Origin of the sequence: Actinomadura barringtoniae (assembly GCF_017573505.1) — a bacterium.
In the GTDB taxonomy this organism is placed as follows: Bacteria; Actinomycetota; Actinomycetes; order Streptosporangiales; family Streptosporangiaceae; genus Spirillospora; species Spirillospora barringtoniae.
Genome location: NZ_JAGEOJ010000009.1, coordinates 202689 through 217769, shown reverse-complemented (window position 1 = coordinate 217769; position 15081 = coordinate 202689). Strand labels below are relative to the sequence as shown.

The window sequence follows — 15081 nt, the reverse complement described above, 5'->3', positions numbered from 1 at the left end:
ACGCCGATGGTCAGAATCCGCCCGGAAAGCGGCAAGAGGGATGCGGGCTCGGGCGGTGCGAGCGTGAACGCACACGTGCGTGGACCACGCGGAAGCGCTATATCTGTGAACATTCACGGAACATGCGGGTTTAAGACACGGAGGTCTTCAGGGTGGAGGCGAGGATCGCGGCCGCGCTGCGCACCGGCCCGTTCCACGAGGCTCTGCGCACCGCCCTCGCCGTGCGCGGCCTCTCACTGCACCGCGTTCGGCACCACCTGGCCCAGCAGGGCGTGGACGTCGGCGTGACGACGCTCAGCTACTGGCAGCAGGGCAAGCGCCGCCCCGAACGACCCGAGTCCCTGCGCGCCGTGGGCGTCCTGGAACACCTCCTCGACCTGCCGGAACACTCCCTGACCGCGCTGCTCGGCCCGCCCCGCCCGCGCGGCCGGGCGGCGGCGAGCCCGGACGAGGTTGTCGGCTTCGCGGCGATCCTCGAACCGGCGCCCGCCCTCGCGCGGCTGCTCGCGGCGTTCGACGGCGCCGACGACGGGCGGCTGCAGGTGACGCTGCAGTACGAGCGCCTCGACATCGGGCCCGGGCGCGCCAGCCGCAGCAGGGAGACCATGCAGGTCCTGCGCGGCACCCGCGACCGGACCGACCGGCACCTGATGATCTACCGGGGCGATCCGGGCTGCGACGTCGGCCAGGTCGAGGTCCGCGCGCTGGAGAACTGCCGGATCGGCCGCGTACGCCGCGACCCCGGCAGCGCGCTGGTCGTCGCCGAGCTGCTGTTCGACCGCGTCCTGCACCCAGGGGAGACCTGCGTGCTGCGCTACCTGCTGACCGACGACGGCGCCCAGGTCTGCACCGACTACGAGCGCGGCTTCCGGTTCCCCGCGCTCCAGTACGTCCTGCAGGTGTTCTTCGACCAGGACGCACTGCCGGTGCGCTGCCACAGCTTCACCCGCGGCGCGGCGGGCGAGCAGGAGCCCGAGCGCGAGATCGCGGCGCTCACGCTGAACGCGCACCGGTCGGTGCACCTGGTCGTCGACGACGTCCGTCCCGGCGTCTACGGGATCCGCTGGGAGTGGGACTGACGCAGGCTCGACGTCTCAGGGAGACGTCGAGCCGGACAGGCTCCTGATCAGGTCGCCGACGCGGACGATGCCGAGGCAACGGCCGACCTCGTCGGTCACCACCAGGTCGTCGTAGACCCGTTCGTCCTCCTGCCCGGCCGCCCGCAGCGCCGCGATCGCCGGAACGGTCCGGGGGACCAGGCGCGGGGCGTCGGCCAGCCGGAGCGCCGGCTTGTGCGCGTGCAGGGCGTGCCCGTACGCGCCCGACAGCTGCAACAGGAACCTGGTGCGGTCCACGGTCGCCTTCGGCCGCTGGCGGTCGTCGACCAGCACCACGCTGGTGGCGCCGGTCTCGGCGTTCAGCGCCGACAGCACGTCGTCGGCCGTCGCGTCCAGCCGCAGCGTCATCGCGGGCAGCGTGAACTCCGAGACGCGCGGCCCCAGCGAGATCTGGGGATCGGTGCGGTGGCTGGGCTCCTCGCGCGCTATCACCGGCACCGTCACCCGCATCCCGGGCTGCCACTCCGGCGGCGCCAGCACCGGACCCTGAACGAGCCGGACGCCGAGCTCGCGCAGGTGCAGCACCTGCTCCTCGGTGGCCAGGCCCGGCGCGAGCACGTGCGTGCCGATCCGGTGGGCGAGCTCCACGAGCGTGCTCACCAGCGCCGAGCGCCGCTGGTCGGCCGTGGTGCGGCGGGCCAGGTCGGGATCGAGCTTGACCAGGTAGGGGACCGCGTCGACGAGCATGTCGAGCGGTGCGTGGGCGGCGCCGAACCCGCCGAGGCCGACCAGGTAACCGGCCCGCCGCAGGCCCTGCACGGCGCCGGTCACCGCCTGCCGAAGGACGGGCGGGAACCCGCCGGTGACGCAGATGATGACCTCGTTCGGGCGGCGTCCCGCCTCGTTCAGGCCGCGGTGCAGGTCGTTGAGCACGGCCTCGCCCTGGGCGAGGGTCTCGGCGCGCACGCCGAGCTGCAGGGGGAGGTGCGTGCCCAGGTCGGCGGCGGCGCGAGCCGCCCCCAGCGTGCGCCGCACCTCCTCGGCCACGGGGTCCGGCCGGATGGACCCGGTCGGCTCGGCCGACGGGCCCGTATGCGGTTCCACGGCGACCACTGCGCCGGTGTCCAGGTCGACGACCGGCTGGAACACCGCTCGCGCCGGGACCAGGAGATCGAGGGCTGACACAGGTGAATCATGCCGCCGTGATCATGCCGAATCGTCCGTTGTCAGCAGAAATTAACGCATAGTTCGTCGTTTCACTGGACAGCGGCGCCCGCGGAAGATCATGATCAGAGGCTTCGGCCGCCGAACATCGCGGAGAGTGCGTACGTGACTCCGGCGAGTGCGGCCAGCCAAGCGTACGGGGTGATGTCGGCGTCGCGCAGCGACTGCACCACCACCGCGCCCACGATCGCGAGGGCGAGCACGTCCCCGGTCATCGCCGCCGACTTCAGGTGCGCCCGCGCGCGGTGCCCGCTGCCGAACGCCTCGCTCAGCGGCAGCGCGGGCTCGTTGCGCCGGTAGGACAGGTGGGCGGCGTACCCGGCCAGCACCGCCAACGCGATCAGTCCCGTGCCGGTGCGGCCGTCGGACGCGAGCACGGCGGCGACCACCACTCCTGCGGCGAGGGCGATTCCGGGGGCGATCCAGCGGCCGAGGCCGCGGTGTTCGGGAGCGAGCCACATGACGCACATCCTTCCTGATTCGGTCGGGCGGCGGGGGCTCCGCCGCGCCGATCGGCTCGCCGCGGATGTCAACGCACCATTGATCCGTTTGGCGGAATCCTGACCTGGCTTGACCGGTAAGTTGGGGTCGCGTGGCTCAATTTCGACTGAACGGCTCAAAAATGCTGGCCGTCGATCTGGCCGGGGACACCATCAGGGCGCTGAACGGCTCGATGGTCGCCTACGACGGGCAGATGACGTTCAAGCGGCAAGGCATGACCGGGGGCGAGGGCCTGCGCGGCGCGCTGAAGCGCAAGATCGCCGGCGAGGGCATGACGCTGATGGACATCACCGGCCAGGGGACGGTGTTCCTGGCCAGTGAGGCGACCGAGGTGACCCTCGTGCCGCTGAACGGCGAGACGCTGTTCGTGGAGTCGGAGAGCCTGCTCGCGCTCGACGGGCGGCTGCAGACCGGGGTCCAGTTCATCGGCCTGCGCGGCATGGGCACCGGCCAGGGCCTGGCCACCACCAAGGTGGAGGGCCAGGGGACGGTCGCGATCCTGTCCGACGGGCCCGCGATCGCCCTGGAGGTCACGCCCGGCACGCCGCTGTGCGTCGACCCGCACGCCTACGTCGGCCACCGCGGCCAGCTCCAGCAGGACGTCGTCACCGACGTCAACTGGCGCACCGTGATGGGGCAGGGCTCGGGGGAGAGCGTGCAGTTCCGCTACCAGGGTCACGGCCTGGTCTACATCCAGCCGGCCGAGCGCGGCGGAATTCTGGAGATCTGATGCCCGGATACACCTCGATCAACTCCAAGATGCTCCAGGTGCCGATCGGCCCGGGCCAGGAGGTCTACAGCAGGCGCGGCGCCATGCTCGCCTACACGGGACACGTCAACTTCGCCCCCACGGCCACGGCCGGGCAGGGGATCGGCCGCACCCTCGGCCGCGCGGTGGCCGGTGAACGCACCGAGATGATGCACGTCACGGGCCAGGGCAGCGTGATGTTCGGCAAGGGCGGCCTGCACGTCGAGGTCGTCCACCTGGCCGGGGACACCCTCTACGTCGAGGCCGACCGGCTGCTGGTCCACGACGCGACGCTGCAGGTCGGCACGATGTTCATGGGCGAGCAGGGCGGCATCGGCGGCGTGGTCCGCGGCGCCGTCAGCGGCCAGGGCCTGTTCACCACCACGCTCACCGGGCAGGGCGCCTGCGCGCTGCTGTCGCACGGCGGCGTCATGGAGATGCCGATCAGCCCCCAGCGGCCCGTGCACGTCGATCCGCAGGCCTACGTCGCGCACCGCGGCCAGGTCCAGAACAAGCTCACCACCGCGATGGGGCTCCGCGACCTCGTCGGCCGCGGCTCGGGCGAGGGCTTCCAGCTCGAGCTGAGCGGCAGCGGCGTCGTCTACGTCCAGGCCAGCGAGAGGAAGATCTGACGTGAGCGAGCCTGCGAGCGAACCAATGAACACAGTGTCCTCGTTCAACCCGACGACGCTGCCGGTCAACGACAACGTCAACCCCTACGCCTTCAGCGTGGACCTGAACGGGCAGTGGTTCACCCAGAAGGGCAAGATGATCGCCTACTACGGGCAGATCAAGTTCGAGGCGCTGTCGGCAGGGTTCCTGGACCAGCTGGTCGCGACCAGCTTCCACTCGCCGCTGTACGCCCACGACTGGGTCGTCGCCCAGGGGCAGGGCAAGCTGCTGCTGGCCGACCGGGGCTTCGACGTCAACTCCTACGACCTGGACGACGGCAACCTCACCGTCCGGGCGGGCAACCTGCTGGCGTTCGAGCCGGGCCTGGAGCTCAAGCAGTCGATCATCCCAGGCTTTCTCACCCTGATCGGCACCGGCCGCTTCGTCGCGGCCTCCAACGGCCCGGTGCACTTCGTGGAGCCGCCGATCCGGGTGGACCCGCAGGCCCTGCTCGGCTGGGCCGACTGCCCCTCGCCGTGCCACCACTACGACCACTCGTACATGCGGGGCGCGCTCGGCATGGCCCGGCACGTCTTCAACATCGGCGGCTCGTCGGGCGAGGAGCACCAGTTCGACTTCACCGGCCAGGGCACGGTGCTGATGCAGTCCTCCGAGCACGTCGCCAACGAGGACACGCTGCTGCGCGACCTGGAGGGCCAGGTGAACGTCCTGGGCGTGAACGGCCTCCAGCGCCTGCACAGCACGATCGGCCAGCGCCTGCAGGCCGAGAAGCAGCAGTAGCCCGCAGGCCCCCGGGAGCCACTCGCCCCCGGGGGCCACGGCGTCTACTGGGACATGAGCTTGAACCGGGCGCCGAAGGGATCGTCCACGACCGCCAGGCGGCCGTACGGGCTGTCCTCGGGCTCGGCGACGACCGAGCCGCCGCCCTCCCTGACCCTGCCGACGGCATCGTCGGCGCTCTCGACCAGGAAGTAGGTGAGCCAGGCGTTGAGATTGCTGCCGGGCTCGCTCATCACCCCGCCGACGCCGGGGTCGTCGGCTTGCGCGGTGAGCTTCAGCGCCGTGTAGTCCAGATCGCCGGGCATGCGCTCCTGCACGTACCCGAAGACGGCCCCGTAGAAGTCCAGCGCCGCCTTGGAGTCGGTCGTGGACAGCTCGCTCCAGGCCATGGCGCCCGGCTCGCCCTTGATCCGCGTCCCGATGTGCGCCCGGCCCTGCCACAGGCCGAACTGCGCGCCGGTGGGGTCCTTGAGCATGGCCATGCGGCCCTGGTCCATCACGTCGTCGGCCGGCAGGACGAGCGTCCCGCCCGCGTCGGTGGCGCGCTTGAGGGTGCCGTCCACGTCGTCGGTGGCGAAGTAGATCTGCCACCAGCACTCGCTCGGGGCATCGTCGGGGTTCCGCATCATCCCCGCGATCGGCTCACCCTGCAGGAGGCAGGCGTGGTAGTGCCCGGCCTCCTCGCCGTAGTCCTGGAACTCCCAGCCGAAGACCGCCCCGTAGAACTCCTTCGCCCGGTCGAGGTCGGGTATGCCCAGATCGAGCCAGTTGGGCGTCCCGTTGGGCTGGTTGCCTGTGACATGCACCATCGAAAGCCACGCTCCTTCGCGCCGGTTCCGCCCGCTGCATGAAATCCTGGCCTGGTCAGCGCGGCCGCACCCGGGTTTGGCCAGGTTCGGCACCGGTGAAGACAGGGCCCGCCGTCGCGTAGACTGATCAGATGGTTTCGCTCCCGAGCTGACAGGCCCCCAGCGGCGCGTCGTGGTCCACCGACCGTGACGCGCCTTCGTGTGTGTGCCCAGCCCGCCGACGCCTCGCCGACCTTTCCGCCAGTGGAGCACTGTCACTGTGATCATTGCGAACGACATCGAGCTGCGCGCCGGTTCCCGGCTGCTGATCGAGGCCGCGTCCTTCCGCGTCAACCCCGGCGACCGGGTCGGCTTCGTCGGCCGTAACGGCGCCGGCAAGACCACCCTCACCAAGGTGCTGGCGGGGGAGGCGCTGCCCGCGCAGGGCGGCGTGACCCACTCGGGCACGATCGGCTACCTGCCGCAGGACCCGCGCGGGGTCGACCTCGAGGAGCTGGCCCGCGACCGCATCCTGTCCGCGCGCGGGCTGGACGAGGTGATCCGCAAGCTGCGCGCCGCCGAGGATGCCATGGCGACCTCCACCGGCGACGAGCGCGACAAGGCCGTACGCCGGTACGGGCGGCTCGAGGAGCGCCTGCACGTGCTGGGCGGCTACTCCGCCGAGCACGAGGCCGCCTCGATCGCCTCCAGCCTGGGCCTGCCGGACCGGGTGCTCGGGCAGTCGCTCGGCACCCTGTCGGGCGGTCAGCGGCGCCGGGTGGAGCTGGCCCGCATCCTGTTCTCCGACGCGGACATCCTGCTGCTGGACGAGCCGACCAACCACCTGGACGCCGACTCGATCGTCTGGCTGCGCGACTTCCTGAAGTCCCACCAGGGCGGACTGGTGGTCATCAGCCACGACGTGGAGCTGCTGGACGCCGTGGTCAACCGGGTCTTCCACCTGGACGCCAACCGCAGCGTGATCGACATCTACAACGTCGGTTGGAAGAAGTACCTGGACCAGCGCGAGACCGACGAGCGGCGCCGCAAGCGCGAGACGGCCAACGCCCAGCGGCAGGCCTCGGCGCTGCTCTCGCAGGCCGACAAGATGCGCGCCAAGGCCACCAAGGCCAAGGCGGCCCAGCAGATGGACCGGCGGGCCAGGCAGCTGCTGGCCGGCGTGGAGGGCGAGCGGCAGGCCGACAAGGTCGCCAAGATCCGCTTCCCGGACCCCGCACCATGCGGCAAAACCCCCCTTACCGCCGAGGGTTTGTCGAAATCGTACGGATCCTTGGAGATCTTCACCGACGTCGACCTGGCCATCGACAAGGGCAGCCGCGTCGTCGTGCTTGGCCTGAACGGCGCGGGCAAGACCACCCTGCTGCGGATGCTGGCCGGGGTGGACAAGCCCGACACCGGCGTCGTGGTGGCCGGACATGGCCTGCGGATCGGCTACTACGCCCAGGAGCACGAGCTTCTGGAGGTCGAGCGCTCGGTCCTGGAGAACATGCAGTCGGCCGCTCCCGGCCTCGCGCCGGTCGAGGTGCGCAAGATCCTCGGCTCGTTCCTGTTCTCCGGCGACGACGTCGACAAGCCCGCCGGGGTCCTGTCCGGCGGCGAGAAGACCCGGCTGGCCCTGGCCATGCTCGTGGTCTCCAGCGCGAACGTCCTGCTGCTGGACGAGCCCACCAACAACCTGGACCCGGCCAGCCGCCAGGAGATCCTGGCGGCCCTGCGGACCTTCGCCGGCGCCATCGTCCTGGTGACCCACGACGAGGGTGCGGTGGAGGCGCTCCACCCGGAAAGAGTGATTTTGCTGCCGGATGGGGTTGAGGACATCTGGAGTGACGAGTTTGCCGATCTGGTGGCACTTGCGTGACCTGCACGGCAGCTATCGCAGATCTTTTCTGGCGGAGTGGGTAGCCGAACTCGCGGGAATGACTGATCATGGCGGGGGATAACGCAGCGGTCACCACATCACTACGGGAGGTACTCGTGGCCGAGACCCTTAAGAAGGGCACCCGCGTGACCGGTGCCGAGCGCGACAAGCTGGCGGCGGAACTCAAGAAGAGGTACGACTCCGGCGAGAGCATTCGCGCTCTGGCAGCCGCCACCGGCCGCTCGTACGGGTTCATCCATCGGATTCTCACCGAATCCGGCGTCAACCTGCGGGGACGCGGCGGCGCCACCCGCGGTAAGAAGTCCTGAACGGACGACGACCCCCGGATGAGCACACCGCCTGACCCGTCGCCGCGACCTACCGAGTAAGGTTCGGTCGCGGCGACGGGATCAGGTGGCGGGAGCGCCGCCGATACCGCGTGACGCCGGTCCGGGCATAAGTCAGGTGACTTAGGTCCGGGCGCATCGCTCAGTCACTGCGGGAGGGTGAGGTTTCATGGCGGACTCCACGGGAGGGGACCCGCGGCCGGATCTGGCCACCGAGCTGGATGCGGCCGGGGTGCGGTTCGAGGCCCACGGCGCGGTCGCGACGGTCACGCTGAACCGCCCCGAACGGCGCAACGCCATGACCTTCCGAACCTGGCGGGCACTGGCCAGGATCGGCGACTCCCTTCCAGCCGATGTGCGCGTGGTCGTCCTGCGCGGCGAGGGACCCTCGTTCTCCGCAGGGATCGACCTCAGCATGTTCTCCGGCGGTGGGGATGAAGGCTTCCCCGATGGGGAGGACCAGCAAGCGGGAGACGCCTTCATCGCCGGGCTGCAGGCCGGGTACACCTGGCTCCGGCGGCCGGAGATCGTGTCGATCGCGGCCGTGCACGGCCACGCCATCGGCGGCGGCTTCCAGCTCGCGCTGGCGTGCGACATCCGTGTCGCCGCCGACGACACCAAGTTCTGCATGAAGGAGCCCGCGCTCGGGCTCGTGCCCGACCTCACCGGCACCAAGCCGCTGGTGGAGATCGTGGGCGTCAACCGGGCGCTGGAACTGTGCCTCACGGCCCGTACCGTGCTCGCCGACGAGGCGGCGCGGCTGGGCCTCGCCGAGTACGTCGTCCCCCGGGACGAGCTCGACACGACCGTCACCGACCTGACGACCGCCCTGCTGGCGGTCAACCCCGGGGCCGCGGTGGCCACCAAGCGGCTGCTGCTGGAGGCCCCCGACAACAGCCTGGAGGAGCAGTGCGCGGCCGAAGGCCGCGAGCAGCTCGGCCGGCTGCGTGAGCTGTCGGCCGCCCTGAAGGGCTGAGCCAAGCCCGCGAAGGGCTGAGATCAACCAAGCGCGGCCCGGACCCCCGAACGGGGTCCGGGCCGCGATCTTTGTCGTACGTCCGCTACAGGCCTACTGGAGGGCCTCACGGCCGCCGCGGGCGAGCGGGAGGATCACCTTGCTGGAGCCGGGCTCCAGGGTCACCTTGGTGCCCGCCGGGTAGCGCAGCGTGTAGTCGTAGTCGGTGGACAGGACGATCACGCCGAGCCGGTGCCCGGGCTTGAACACGTAGTCGGTCGGCTGGAAGTCCCAGCTGAACTCGTAGGTCTTCCCGGCCTTGATCGGCTCGGTGCGGCTCGGGCTGTGCCGGTTGTTGGCGTCCAGCCAGCCGCGGGTGACGACCTTGTACGGCGCCGTCTCGGTGGCCAGCGTCTGCCGGGTGGTGCAGCCGCCCTCGTCACCGGGCACGTTCTCGCCGAAGCAGACCTTCTGGCCGGTGTCGACGCGCGGGCCGGTCGGGCGGGTGTCGGTGCCGTAGTCGACCAGCAGCGCCGTCAGGTAGGGCGAGCGCCCGTCGAGCGAGGCGCGCACCGAGGCCTTCGGGATGCCGTTCAGCCGGACCGGCTGCTTCAGCGACGGGGTGAGGAACGCCAGCCGGTTGGGGTCGGCCTTGTCCTCGTTCACCAGCAGCTGCTCGGCGGTGCGGGTGCGGCCCTCGTCCACGAACGACTGGGTGGCGCCGTGCTGGGAGCGCAGAGCCAGCGTGCCGGGCTGTCCTGACGGGCCCGCGTTCATGCTGAGCGGCACGTCACGGGTGCCGGGCACCGGCCAGTCGGAGGCGTGCTCCCAGGTGCCGGGGGACCGCTCGATGTCGACGCGCGGCTCCTTGGTGATGCCGTTGTCGACGTTGTAGAGGAACCGGTCGAACCAGTGGTGGGTCTGGCGCAGCCACTCCTCCAGCCGCCACCGCATCGGGGTCGCGTGGTTGGCCTGGTGCAGCCAGAGCTTGCGCGGGACGCCCGCCTTCTTGAGGGCGTTCCACCACTGGATGGAGTTCTTGACCTTGACGTTCCAGTCGTTCAGGCCGTGCACCACCATGACGGCGGCCCGCACGTTCTTGGCCTGCCCGACGTAGTCGCGCTGCGCCCACGCCTTGGAGTAGTCGCCGGTCACCCGGTCCTGGGTGGCCTCGATGTCATCGATGATCTTCTTGCAGACCTCGGGGTTCTTGCGGGTCAGCACCGCGCGGGCCAGCACGTCCAGGTCCTCGCCCTGGAAGGTGCCGGGGGCGACCACGCCGCCGTTGGCCCGGTAGTAGTCGTACCAGCTGGAGATCCCCGCGATCGGGATGATCGCCTTGAGGCCCACGACGCCGGTGGCGGCGGCCATGTTGGGCAGCGTGCCGTTGTAGGACTGGCCGATCATGCCGACGTTGCCGGTCGACCAGCCCGCCTTGACCTGCGTGCCGTCCGGCGCCCAGCCGCGGGCGCGGCCGTTCAGCCAGTCAACGGCGGCCTTGGCGCCCGCCTGCTCGCTGCGGTCGCCCGAGGTCGGGCAGCCGGTCGAGCCGCCGGTGCCGATGCTGTCCAGCTGCGCGACCGCGTAGCCACGCGGGACGTAGTAGTTGTCGAGATAGCCGGGGTAGATCGCGGCCAGGTCCCGCTTGGAGGACGACAGCGACTTGGCCTGGAGGCCGTCGATGTCCACCGAGTGGTTCGGGACGTCGTTGATGCCCGCCCAGTACGGGCTGGCCTCCATGACCGTCGGCACCCGCAGGCCCGCGTCGGTCTCCTTCGGCCTGATGATCCGCATCTGCACGCGGTCGCGGACGCCGTCCTTGTCGCTGTCGGCGGTGGTCTCGATGTCGACCGTCTGGGTCACCGCGTCGGCCCGCGAGAACACCGGCTGCGTCTCGCCGCCCGCGATCTTGACCTGGGGCCGCGGCGCGGCGGGGGCCGCGGGGGAGGCGTGCGCGGTGGCGCCCGCCGGGAGTGCGGTGAGGGCGAGCAGCGCGGCGGTGCCGAGGGTGAGCACGCCGGCGCCGATCGACGTTGATCTTCGCGTCACTGGGGCTCCTGAGGGGTGTGAGCCGGGAGGTTGTCGATCTGATCTACTACCGGATCGGCCGATAAGTCCACAAGATCGCCCACAACCGGCCGATCTGGTACACAACCCTCGCGCCCAGGGGATTTTCGCCCAGAGCGGAGCCGGGAAGCGGAGCGGGGGATGGCGCGTTGTCGTCCCCGCAAGCTGAGATGCTTACTTGATTACGTGGCTGACAACCCCCTCGGAGGCTGCAGATGGGCATGCCGGGCAACGGCTGGCAGGTGATGGCGTCGTTCCGGCGCGACGACTCGGTGACCCAGCAGCGGCTCAAGCCCGGGACCGTGAAGCGCATCGCGGGCTACGCCCGGCCGTACATCCGCGAGCTGGTGTTCTTCCTGGCGCTCAACTCGCTGGCCGCGGTGATCGTGGTCGCCAACCCGCTGCTGCTCAAGGCGATCATCGACAGCGGGATCGTGCCCGGCAAGCAGAAGGTGGTCGTCTGGCTCGCCGTCGCGGTCGCGGGGCTCGCCCTGCTCGAGGCGGTGCTCGGCCTGGCCCAGCGGTGGTACTCGGCGCGGATCGGTGAGGGGCTGATCTACGACCTGCGCACCCAGGTGTTCGGGCACGTGCAGCGCCAGCCCGTCGCGTTCTTCATGCGGGCGCAGACCGGCTCGCTGGTCAGCCGTCTGAACAGCGACGTGATCGGCGCCCAGCGGGCGCTCACCACCACCCTGTCCTCGGTGGTCTCCAACGTGATCAGCCTGGTCCTGGTGCTGATCACGATGCTGGTCCTGTCCTGGCAGGTCACCCTGATCGCCCTGCTGCTGCTCCCGATCTTCGTCTTCCCCGCCAAGTGGGTGGGCAAGCGGCTCCAGCGGGTCAGCCGCGAGCAGATGCAGCTGGACGCCGAGATGAGCTCGCTCATGACCGAGCGCTTCAACGTGGCCGGCGCGATGCTCGCCAAGCTCTACGGGCGCCCCGCCGAGGAGGAGGAGAACTTCTCCGGCCGCGCCGCCCGGGTTCGCGACATCGGCATCGTCGCGGCGATGTACGGCCGGGTCTTCTTCACCGCCCTCACGCTCGTCGCGGCCCTCGCCACCGCCATGGTCTACGGCGTCGGCGGCTTCCTGGTCGTCGACGGGACGCTCGAGCTCGGCACCCTGGTCGCCCTGGCCACCCTGCTGACCCGGATGTACGGGCCGCTGACGGCGCTGTCCAACGTCCACGTGGACGTGATGACGGCGCTGGTGAGCTTCGACCGCGTCTTCGAGGTCCTGGACCTCAAGCCCCTGATCGACGACAAGGAGGGCGCCGGCGAGCTGGCCCGTCCCCAGCCGAACGGCGACCGTACGGCCGTCGCGGCCCCGGCCATCGAGTTCGACCGGGTCGAGTTCCGCTACCCGGCCGCCGACGAGGTCTCGCTGGCGTCGCTGGAGTCGATCGCGCGCTCGGACACCTCACCGGGCCGCGACGTCCTGCACGAGGTCTCGTTCACCGTCCCGCCGGGCGCGATGGTCGCCCTGGTCGGCCCCTCCGGCGCGGGCAAGTCGACGATCACCCACCTGGTCTCGCGGCTCTACGACGCCACCGACGGCGCCGTCCGGATCGGCGGCCAGGACGTCCGCGACGTCACGCTGGACTCGCTGCGCACGCAGGTCGGCGTGGTCAGCCAGGACGCCCATCTGTTCCACGACTCGATCCGCGAGAACATGCGCTACGCGCGACCGGACGCCACCGACGAGCAGATCATCGGGGCGCTGGAGTCCGCCTACATCGGCGACCTGATCGCCGACATGCCCGACGGCCTGGACACCGTCGTCGGCGACCGCGGCTACCGGCTGTCGGGCGGCGAGAAGCAGCGGCTGGCGATCGCCAGGCTGCTGCTCAAGGAGCCCTCGGTGGTCGTGCTGGACGAGGCGACCGCGCATCTGGACTCCGAGTCCGAGGCGGCCGTCCAGCGGGCGCTGCGGACCGCGCTCGCCGGGCGCACCTCGCTGGTGATCGCGCACCGGCTGTCCACCATCCGCGAGGCCGACCAGATCCTGGTGGTCGACGACGGCCGCGTGGTGGAGCGCGGCAGGCACGAGGACCTGCTTCTGGAGGGCGGCCTGTACGCCGAGCTCTACCGGACGCAGTTCGCGACCCAGAATGGGCACGCGGGCGAGCTGGACGACCTCACCGTCGAGCCCCTGCCCGCGGAGTGACCGCGCGGAGTGACCGCGCGGAGTGACGCAGCCGATACACATCCGTGATGCATAGCCGCTTTCGGCTGGGTACATAACCCCGTCGGGGGTGGTCGCATGCGAAAGGTGATCCTGCTGGCGGTGACGGGCCTGGTGGGGACCGTGGCGCTGAGCGGGTGCGGGCGGCAGCACGCGCAGGTGGCGCCCGCGGGCGGCACGTTGGTGCGGCATCAGGCCGCCGCGGCGGCGCCGGTCGGCAAGGCGTTCGCGGTCGTACGGCCCGGCGCGAGCCCCGACCAGGTGCTGGTGGCGCGGGCGACGCGCAAGCAGCCTGCCGGGCCGGAGACGCTGGTGCCGTCCAGGGTCGGGACGCCCGCGCCGGTCGCGCTGGCGCCCGGGGCCCGGATCAGGATCACGGCGCCCCTGTACGACGGCGAGCTCACCGACTGGCTGCGCGGGGCGGCGGTGACGCCGCGGCAGTTCGCGGACATGTCGCAGGCCTCCGAGCACCGGTACGGCCCGTTCCCCGACCGGGCGCGCATGTTCGACGTCTGGCTGGACGCCCAGGGCCGCGTCGCGGGGATGCGGCAGATCTTCAGTCCCTGACGACTTCTCGCGAATCTCCCGTCACGCGGCGGCGGATGCGGTTTCCTTGTCTTCCTTTGATCGCGCCAGGACGGCAACCCGGCGGCCATCTGGTGACGTCACAGTCATTGTGAGGAAGTCGAGGGGAGGAACGAGAATGCGTCTCATGGTCAACCCCACCACCGTCGTCAAGACCGGTACGGGCCGCTACACGGTGCTGCTCGTCGGGCTGGGCGCGGCGGGCGTCGCCCTGGGCTGGCGCGGCCCCGAGGTCGCCGCCGTCATCAAGCGCCGCTAGGCGTGAAGCCGCCGGAAATGAGGCAGAGCTAGCCGGCGGGCGTGCTGAGCGAGTAGCCCAGCCGGGCCAGCTCGGTGCCCGCGACCTTCTCCACCTGGACCACCTGGCGGGCGGTGAGCCGGTCGCGCCACGCGCCCACCTTGCGTTCGTCGGCCTCGCGGTCGCCGGTGCGCACCAGGCCGCCCGACAGCGCCACCTTCGAGATCGGCGTGCCGAGGTAGCCCGAGACGGCCCCGGCCACCTCGCCCGGCCGGGCGATCAGATCCTCGTACCGCACGGTGAACAGCTGCTCGTTCGGCGTCTGGGCCCGCAACCGCGCGCTGAGGCGCACCGAGCCCCGCCAGCGCAGCGCGCACCGCACCGCCATCGCCGCCCGCGGCCACTTGTCCCGCTCGGCGACCTCCTCGACTCCGAGGAACGGGTTCGGGAAGACCTCGTTCAGGTTCGACAGCCCCGGCCGGAACCAGGCCAGGCACCGTTCGTCGCCCATCATGTCGGCCACCACGTCGCGGCCGTCGCGGATCACCTGCAGCAGCTGGGCGTCGGGAAAGGCGTCCAGGAGCACGTCGGCGCTGTAGAGCAGGTCGGGGGAGGCGTCGGCGAATCGCTGTACCCCGCGCGGCTCGACGCAGGGCCCGTCGAGGTCGTCGTCGCCGTGCCGCGGCCGCAGCCCCGACAGCTCCCTGCACTCGGCCGGGCATTCGGCGCAGCCGCGTTCGGTGATCTGCCAGGCCTCGGCGTAGGCGTCGCGCAGCACCCGCGCGGCGCCGCGTTCGCGTTCGGTGGCGATCGACGGCCGGCGGGCGAAGGCGTAGGTGACCCGCAGCACACCGGGGCGGCCGGCGGTCAGGTGGAAGCCCGTGGACCGCTTGACCGCACGCGCCAGGAGGTCCGCACCGGAGTGGGGGGCGCCCAGGATGAACACCGGGCGGCGGACCTTGGTGCCGTTGATCACCAGGATGTGCGAGGTCGACCTCATACGAGAGCCCAGTTTCTCACCTCCAGGCCTGCCCGGCACCAGCCGACGCGCCGTCCTGCGACCCCGGTGTCAGCCCTGGGGATAATCGGAGCAGA

At 71.0% G+C, this 15081-nt stretch carries 15 protein-coding genes; 10 read left to right on the top strand and 5 right to left on the bottom strand.

Annotation, left to right across the window (positions count from 1 at the left end; all coding sequences use genetic code 11):
• The first annotated feature begins 152 nt into the window (after nt 1-152).
• The gene (locus tag J4573_RS22950; RefSeq protein WP_208257853.1) at nt 153-1079 is read left to right on the top strand and encodes a hypothetical protein; all 927 of its coding nucleotides are present in this window, start codon (nt 153-155) and stop codon (nt 1077-1079) included.
• Between the two features lie 15 nt (nt 1080-1094).
• Here the strand turns inward: J4573_RS22950 and J4573_RS22945 are convergent, their stop codons facing one another.
• Both J4573_RS22945 and J4573_RS22940 read right to left on the bottom strand, forming a co-directional pair.
• Nucleotides 1095-2243 carry an EAL domain-containing protein gene (locus J4573_RS22945; RefSeq protein WP_307796801.1) on the bottom strand — a complete coding sequence of 383 codons (1149 nt, stop codon included), beginning with the start codon at nt 2241-2243 and terminating at the stop codon, nt 1095-1097.
• Nucleotides 2244-2347: 104 nt separating this feature from the next.
• Nucleotides 2348-2743 (bottom strand): ABC transporter permease, encoded by a 396-nt coding sequence (locus J4573_RS22940; RefSeq protein ID WP_208257852.1) that lies wholly within the window; start codon nt 2741-2743, stop codon nt 2348-2350.
• Nucleotides 2744-2874: 131 nt separating this feature from the next.
• On the opposite strand from J4573_RS22940, the gene J4573_RS22935 reads away from it, so the two are divergent.
• From J4573_RS22935 to J4573_RS22925, 3 genes are read left to right on the top strand one after another with little or no spacing between them, the layout of a single operon-like run.
• Nucleotides 2875-3513: an AIM24 family protein gene (locus J4573_RS22935; protein ID WP_307796800.1), complete on the top strand. Its 639-nt coding sequence runs from the start codon at nt 2875-2877 to the stop codon at nt 3511-3513.
• Nucleotides 3513-4163 carry an AIM24 family protein gene (locus J4573_RS22930; RefSeq protein WP_208257851.1) on the top strand — a complete coding sequence of 217 codons (651 nt, stop codon included), beginning with the start codon at nt 3513-3515 and terminating at the stop codon, nt 4161-4163. Before J4573_RS22935 ends, J4573_RS22930 begins: the two co-directional genes overlap by 1 nt.
• 25 nt (nt 4164-4188) lie before the next feature.
• Nucleotides 4189-4944, top strand: a complete 756-nt coding sequence (locus tag J4573_RS22925) for an AIM24 family protein (protein WP_208257850.1) — start codon at nt 4189-4191, stop codon at nt 4942-4944.
• Between the two features lie 44 nt (nt 4945-4988).
• On the opposite strand, the gene J4573_RS22920 is transcribed toward J4573_RS22925, so the two are convergent.
• Nucleotides 4989-5753, bottom strand: coding sequence for a VOC family protein (locus J4573_RS22920; RefSeq protein ID WP_208257849.1), 765 nt, complete (start codon nt 5751-5753; stop codon nt 4989-4991).
• A 259-nt stretch (nt 5754-6012) separates the two neighbouring features.
• Here J4573_RS22920 and J4573_RS22915 point away from each other — a divergent pair, with 259 nt between their 5' ends.
• The 3 genes from J4573_RS22915 to J4573_RS22905 all read left to right on the top strand — a co-directional run bounded on the left by J4573_RS22915 (nt 6013) and on the right by J4573_RS22905 (nt 8934).
• A complete protein-coding gene (locus J4573_RS22915) occupies nt 6013-7611 on the top strand; it encodes an ABC-F family ATP-binding cassette domain-containing protein (protein WP_208257848.1) in 1599 nt (532 codons plus the stop codon).
• Between the two features lie 116 nt (nt 7612-7727).
• Nucleotides 7728-7940 carry a helix-turn-helix domain-containing protein gene (locus tag J4573_RS22910; RefSeq protein ID WP_012852589.1) on the top strand — a complete coding sequence of 71 codons (213 nt, stop codon included), beginning with the start codon at nt 7728-7730 and terminating at the stop codon, nt 7938-7940.
• Between the two features lie 187 nt (nt 7941-8127).
• Nucleotides 8128-8934, top strand: coding sequence for an enoyl-CoA hydratase/isomerase family protein (locus tag J4573_RS22905; RefSeq protein WP_208257847.1), 807 nt, complete (start codon nt 8128-8130; stop codon nt 8932-8934).
• Nucleotides 8935-9027: 93 nt separating this feature from the next.
• On the opposite strand, the gene J4573_RS22900 is transcribed toward J4573_RS22905, so the two are convergent.
• Nucleotides 9028-10962, bottom strand: coding sequence for a Xaa-Pro dipeptidyl-peptidase (locus J4573_RS22900; protein ID WP_307796799.1), 1935 nt, complete (start codon nt 10960-10962; stop codon nt 9028-9030).
• A gap of 233 nt (nt 10963-11195) precedes the next feature.
• On the opposite strand from J4573_RS22900, the gene J4573_RS22895 reads away from it, so the two are divergent.
• The 3 genes from J4573_RS22895 (at nt 11196) to J4573_RS22885 (ending at nt 14007) form a co-directional block, all read left to right on the top strand.
• Nucleotides 11196-13145, top strand: coding sequence for an ABC transporter ATP-binding protein (locus J4573_RS22895; protein WP_372442869.1), 1950 nt, complete (start codon nt 11196-11198; stop codon nt 13143-13145).
• A gap of 96 nt (nt 13146-13241) precedes the next feature.
• On the top strand, nt 13242-13730 hold the full coding sequence (locus J4573_RS22890) for a hypothetical protein (RefSeq protein ID WP_208257846.1): 489 nt from the start codon (nt 13242-13244) through the stop codon (nt 13728-13730).
• 136 nt (nt 13731-13866) lie between these two features.
• Nucleotides 13867-14007, top strand: coding sequence for a hypothetical protein (locus J4573_RS22885; RefSeq protein ID WP_208257845.1), 141 nt, complete (start codon nt 13867-13869; stop codon nt 14005-14007).
• A 28-nt stretch (nt 14008-14035) separates the two neighbouring features.
• Here J4573_RS22885 and J4573_RS22880 read toward each other — a convergent pair whose 3' ends face one another.
• On the bottom strand, nt 14036-14986 hold the full coding sequence (locus J4573_RS22880; protein ID WP_208257844.1) for a sulfotransferase family protein: 951 nt from the start codon (nt 14984-14986) through the stop codon (nt 14036-14038).
• Nucleotides 14987-15081 lie beyond the last annotated feature (95 nt).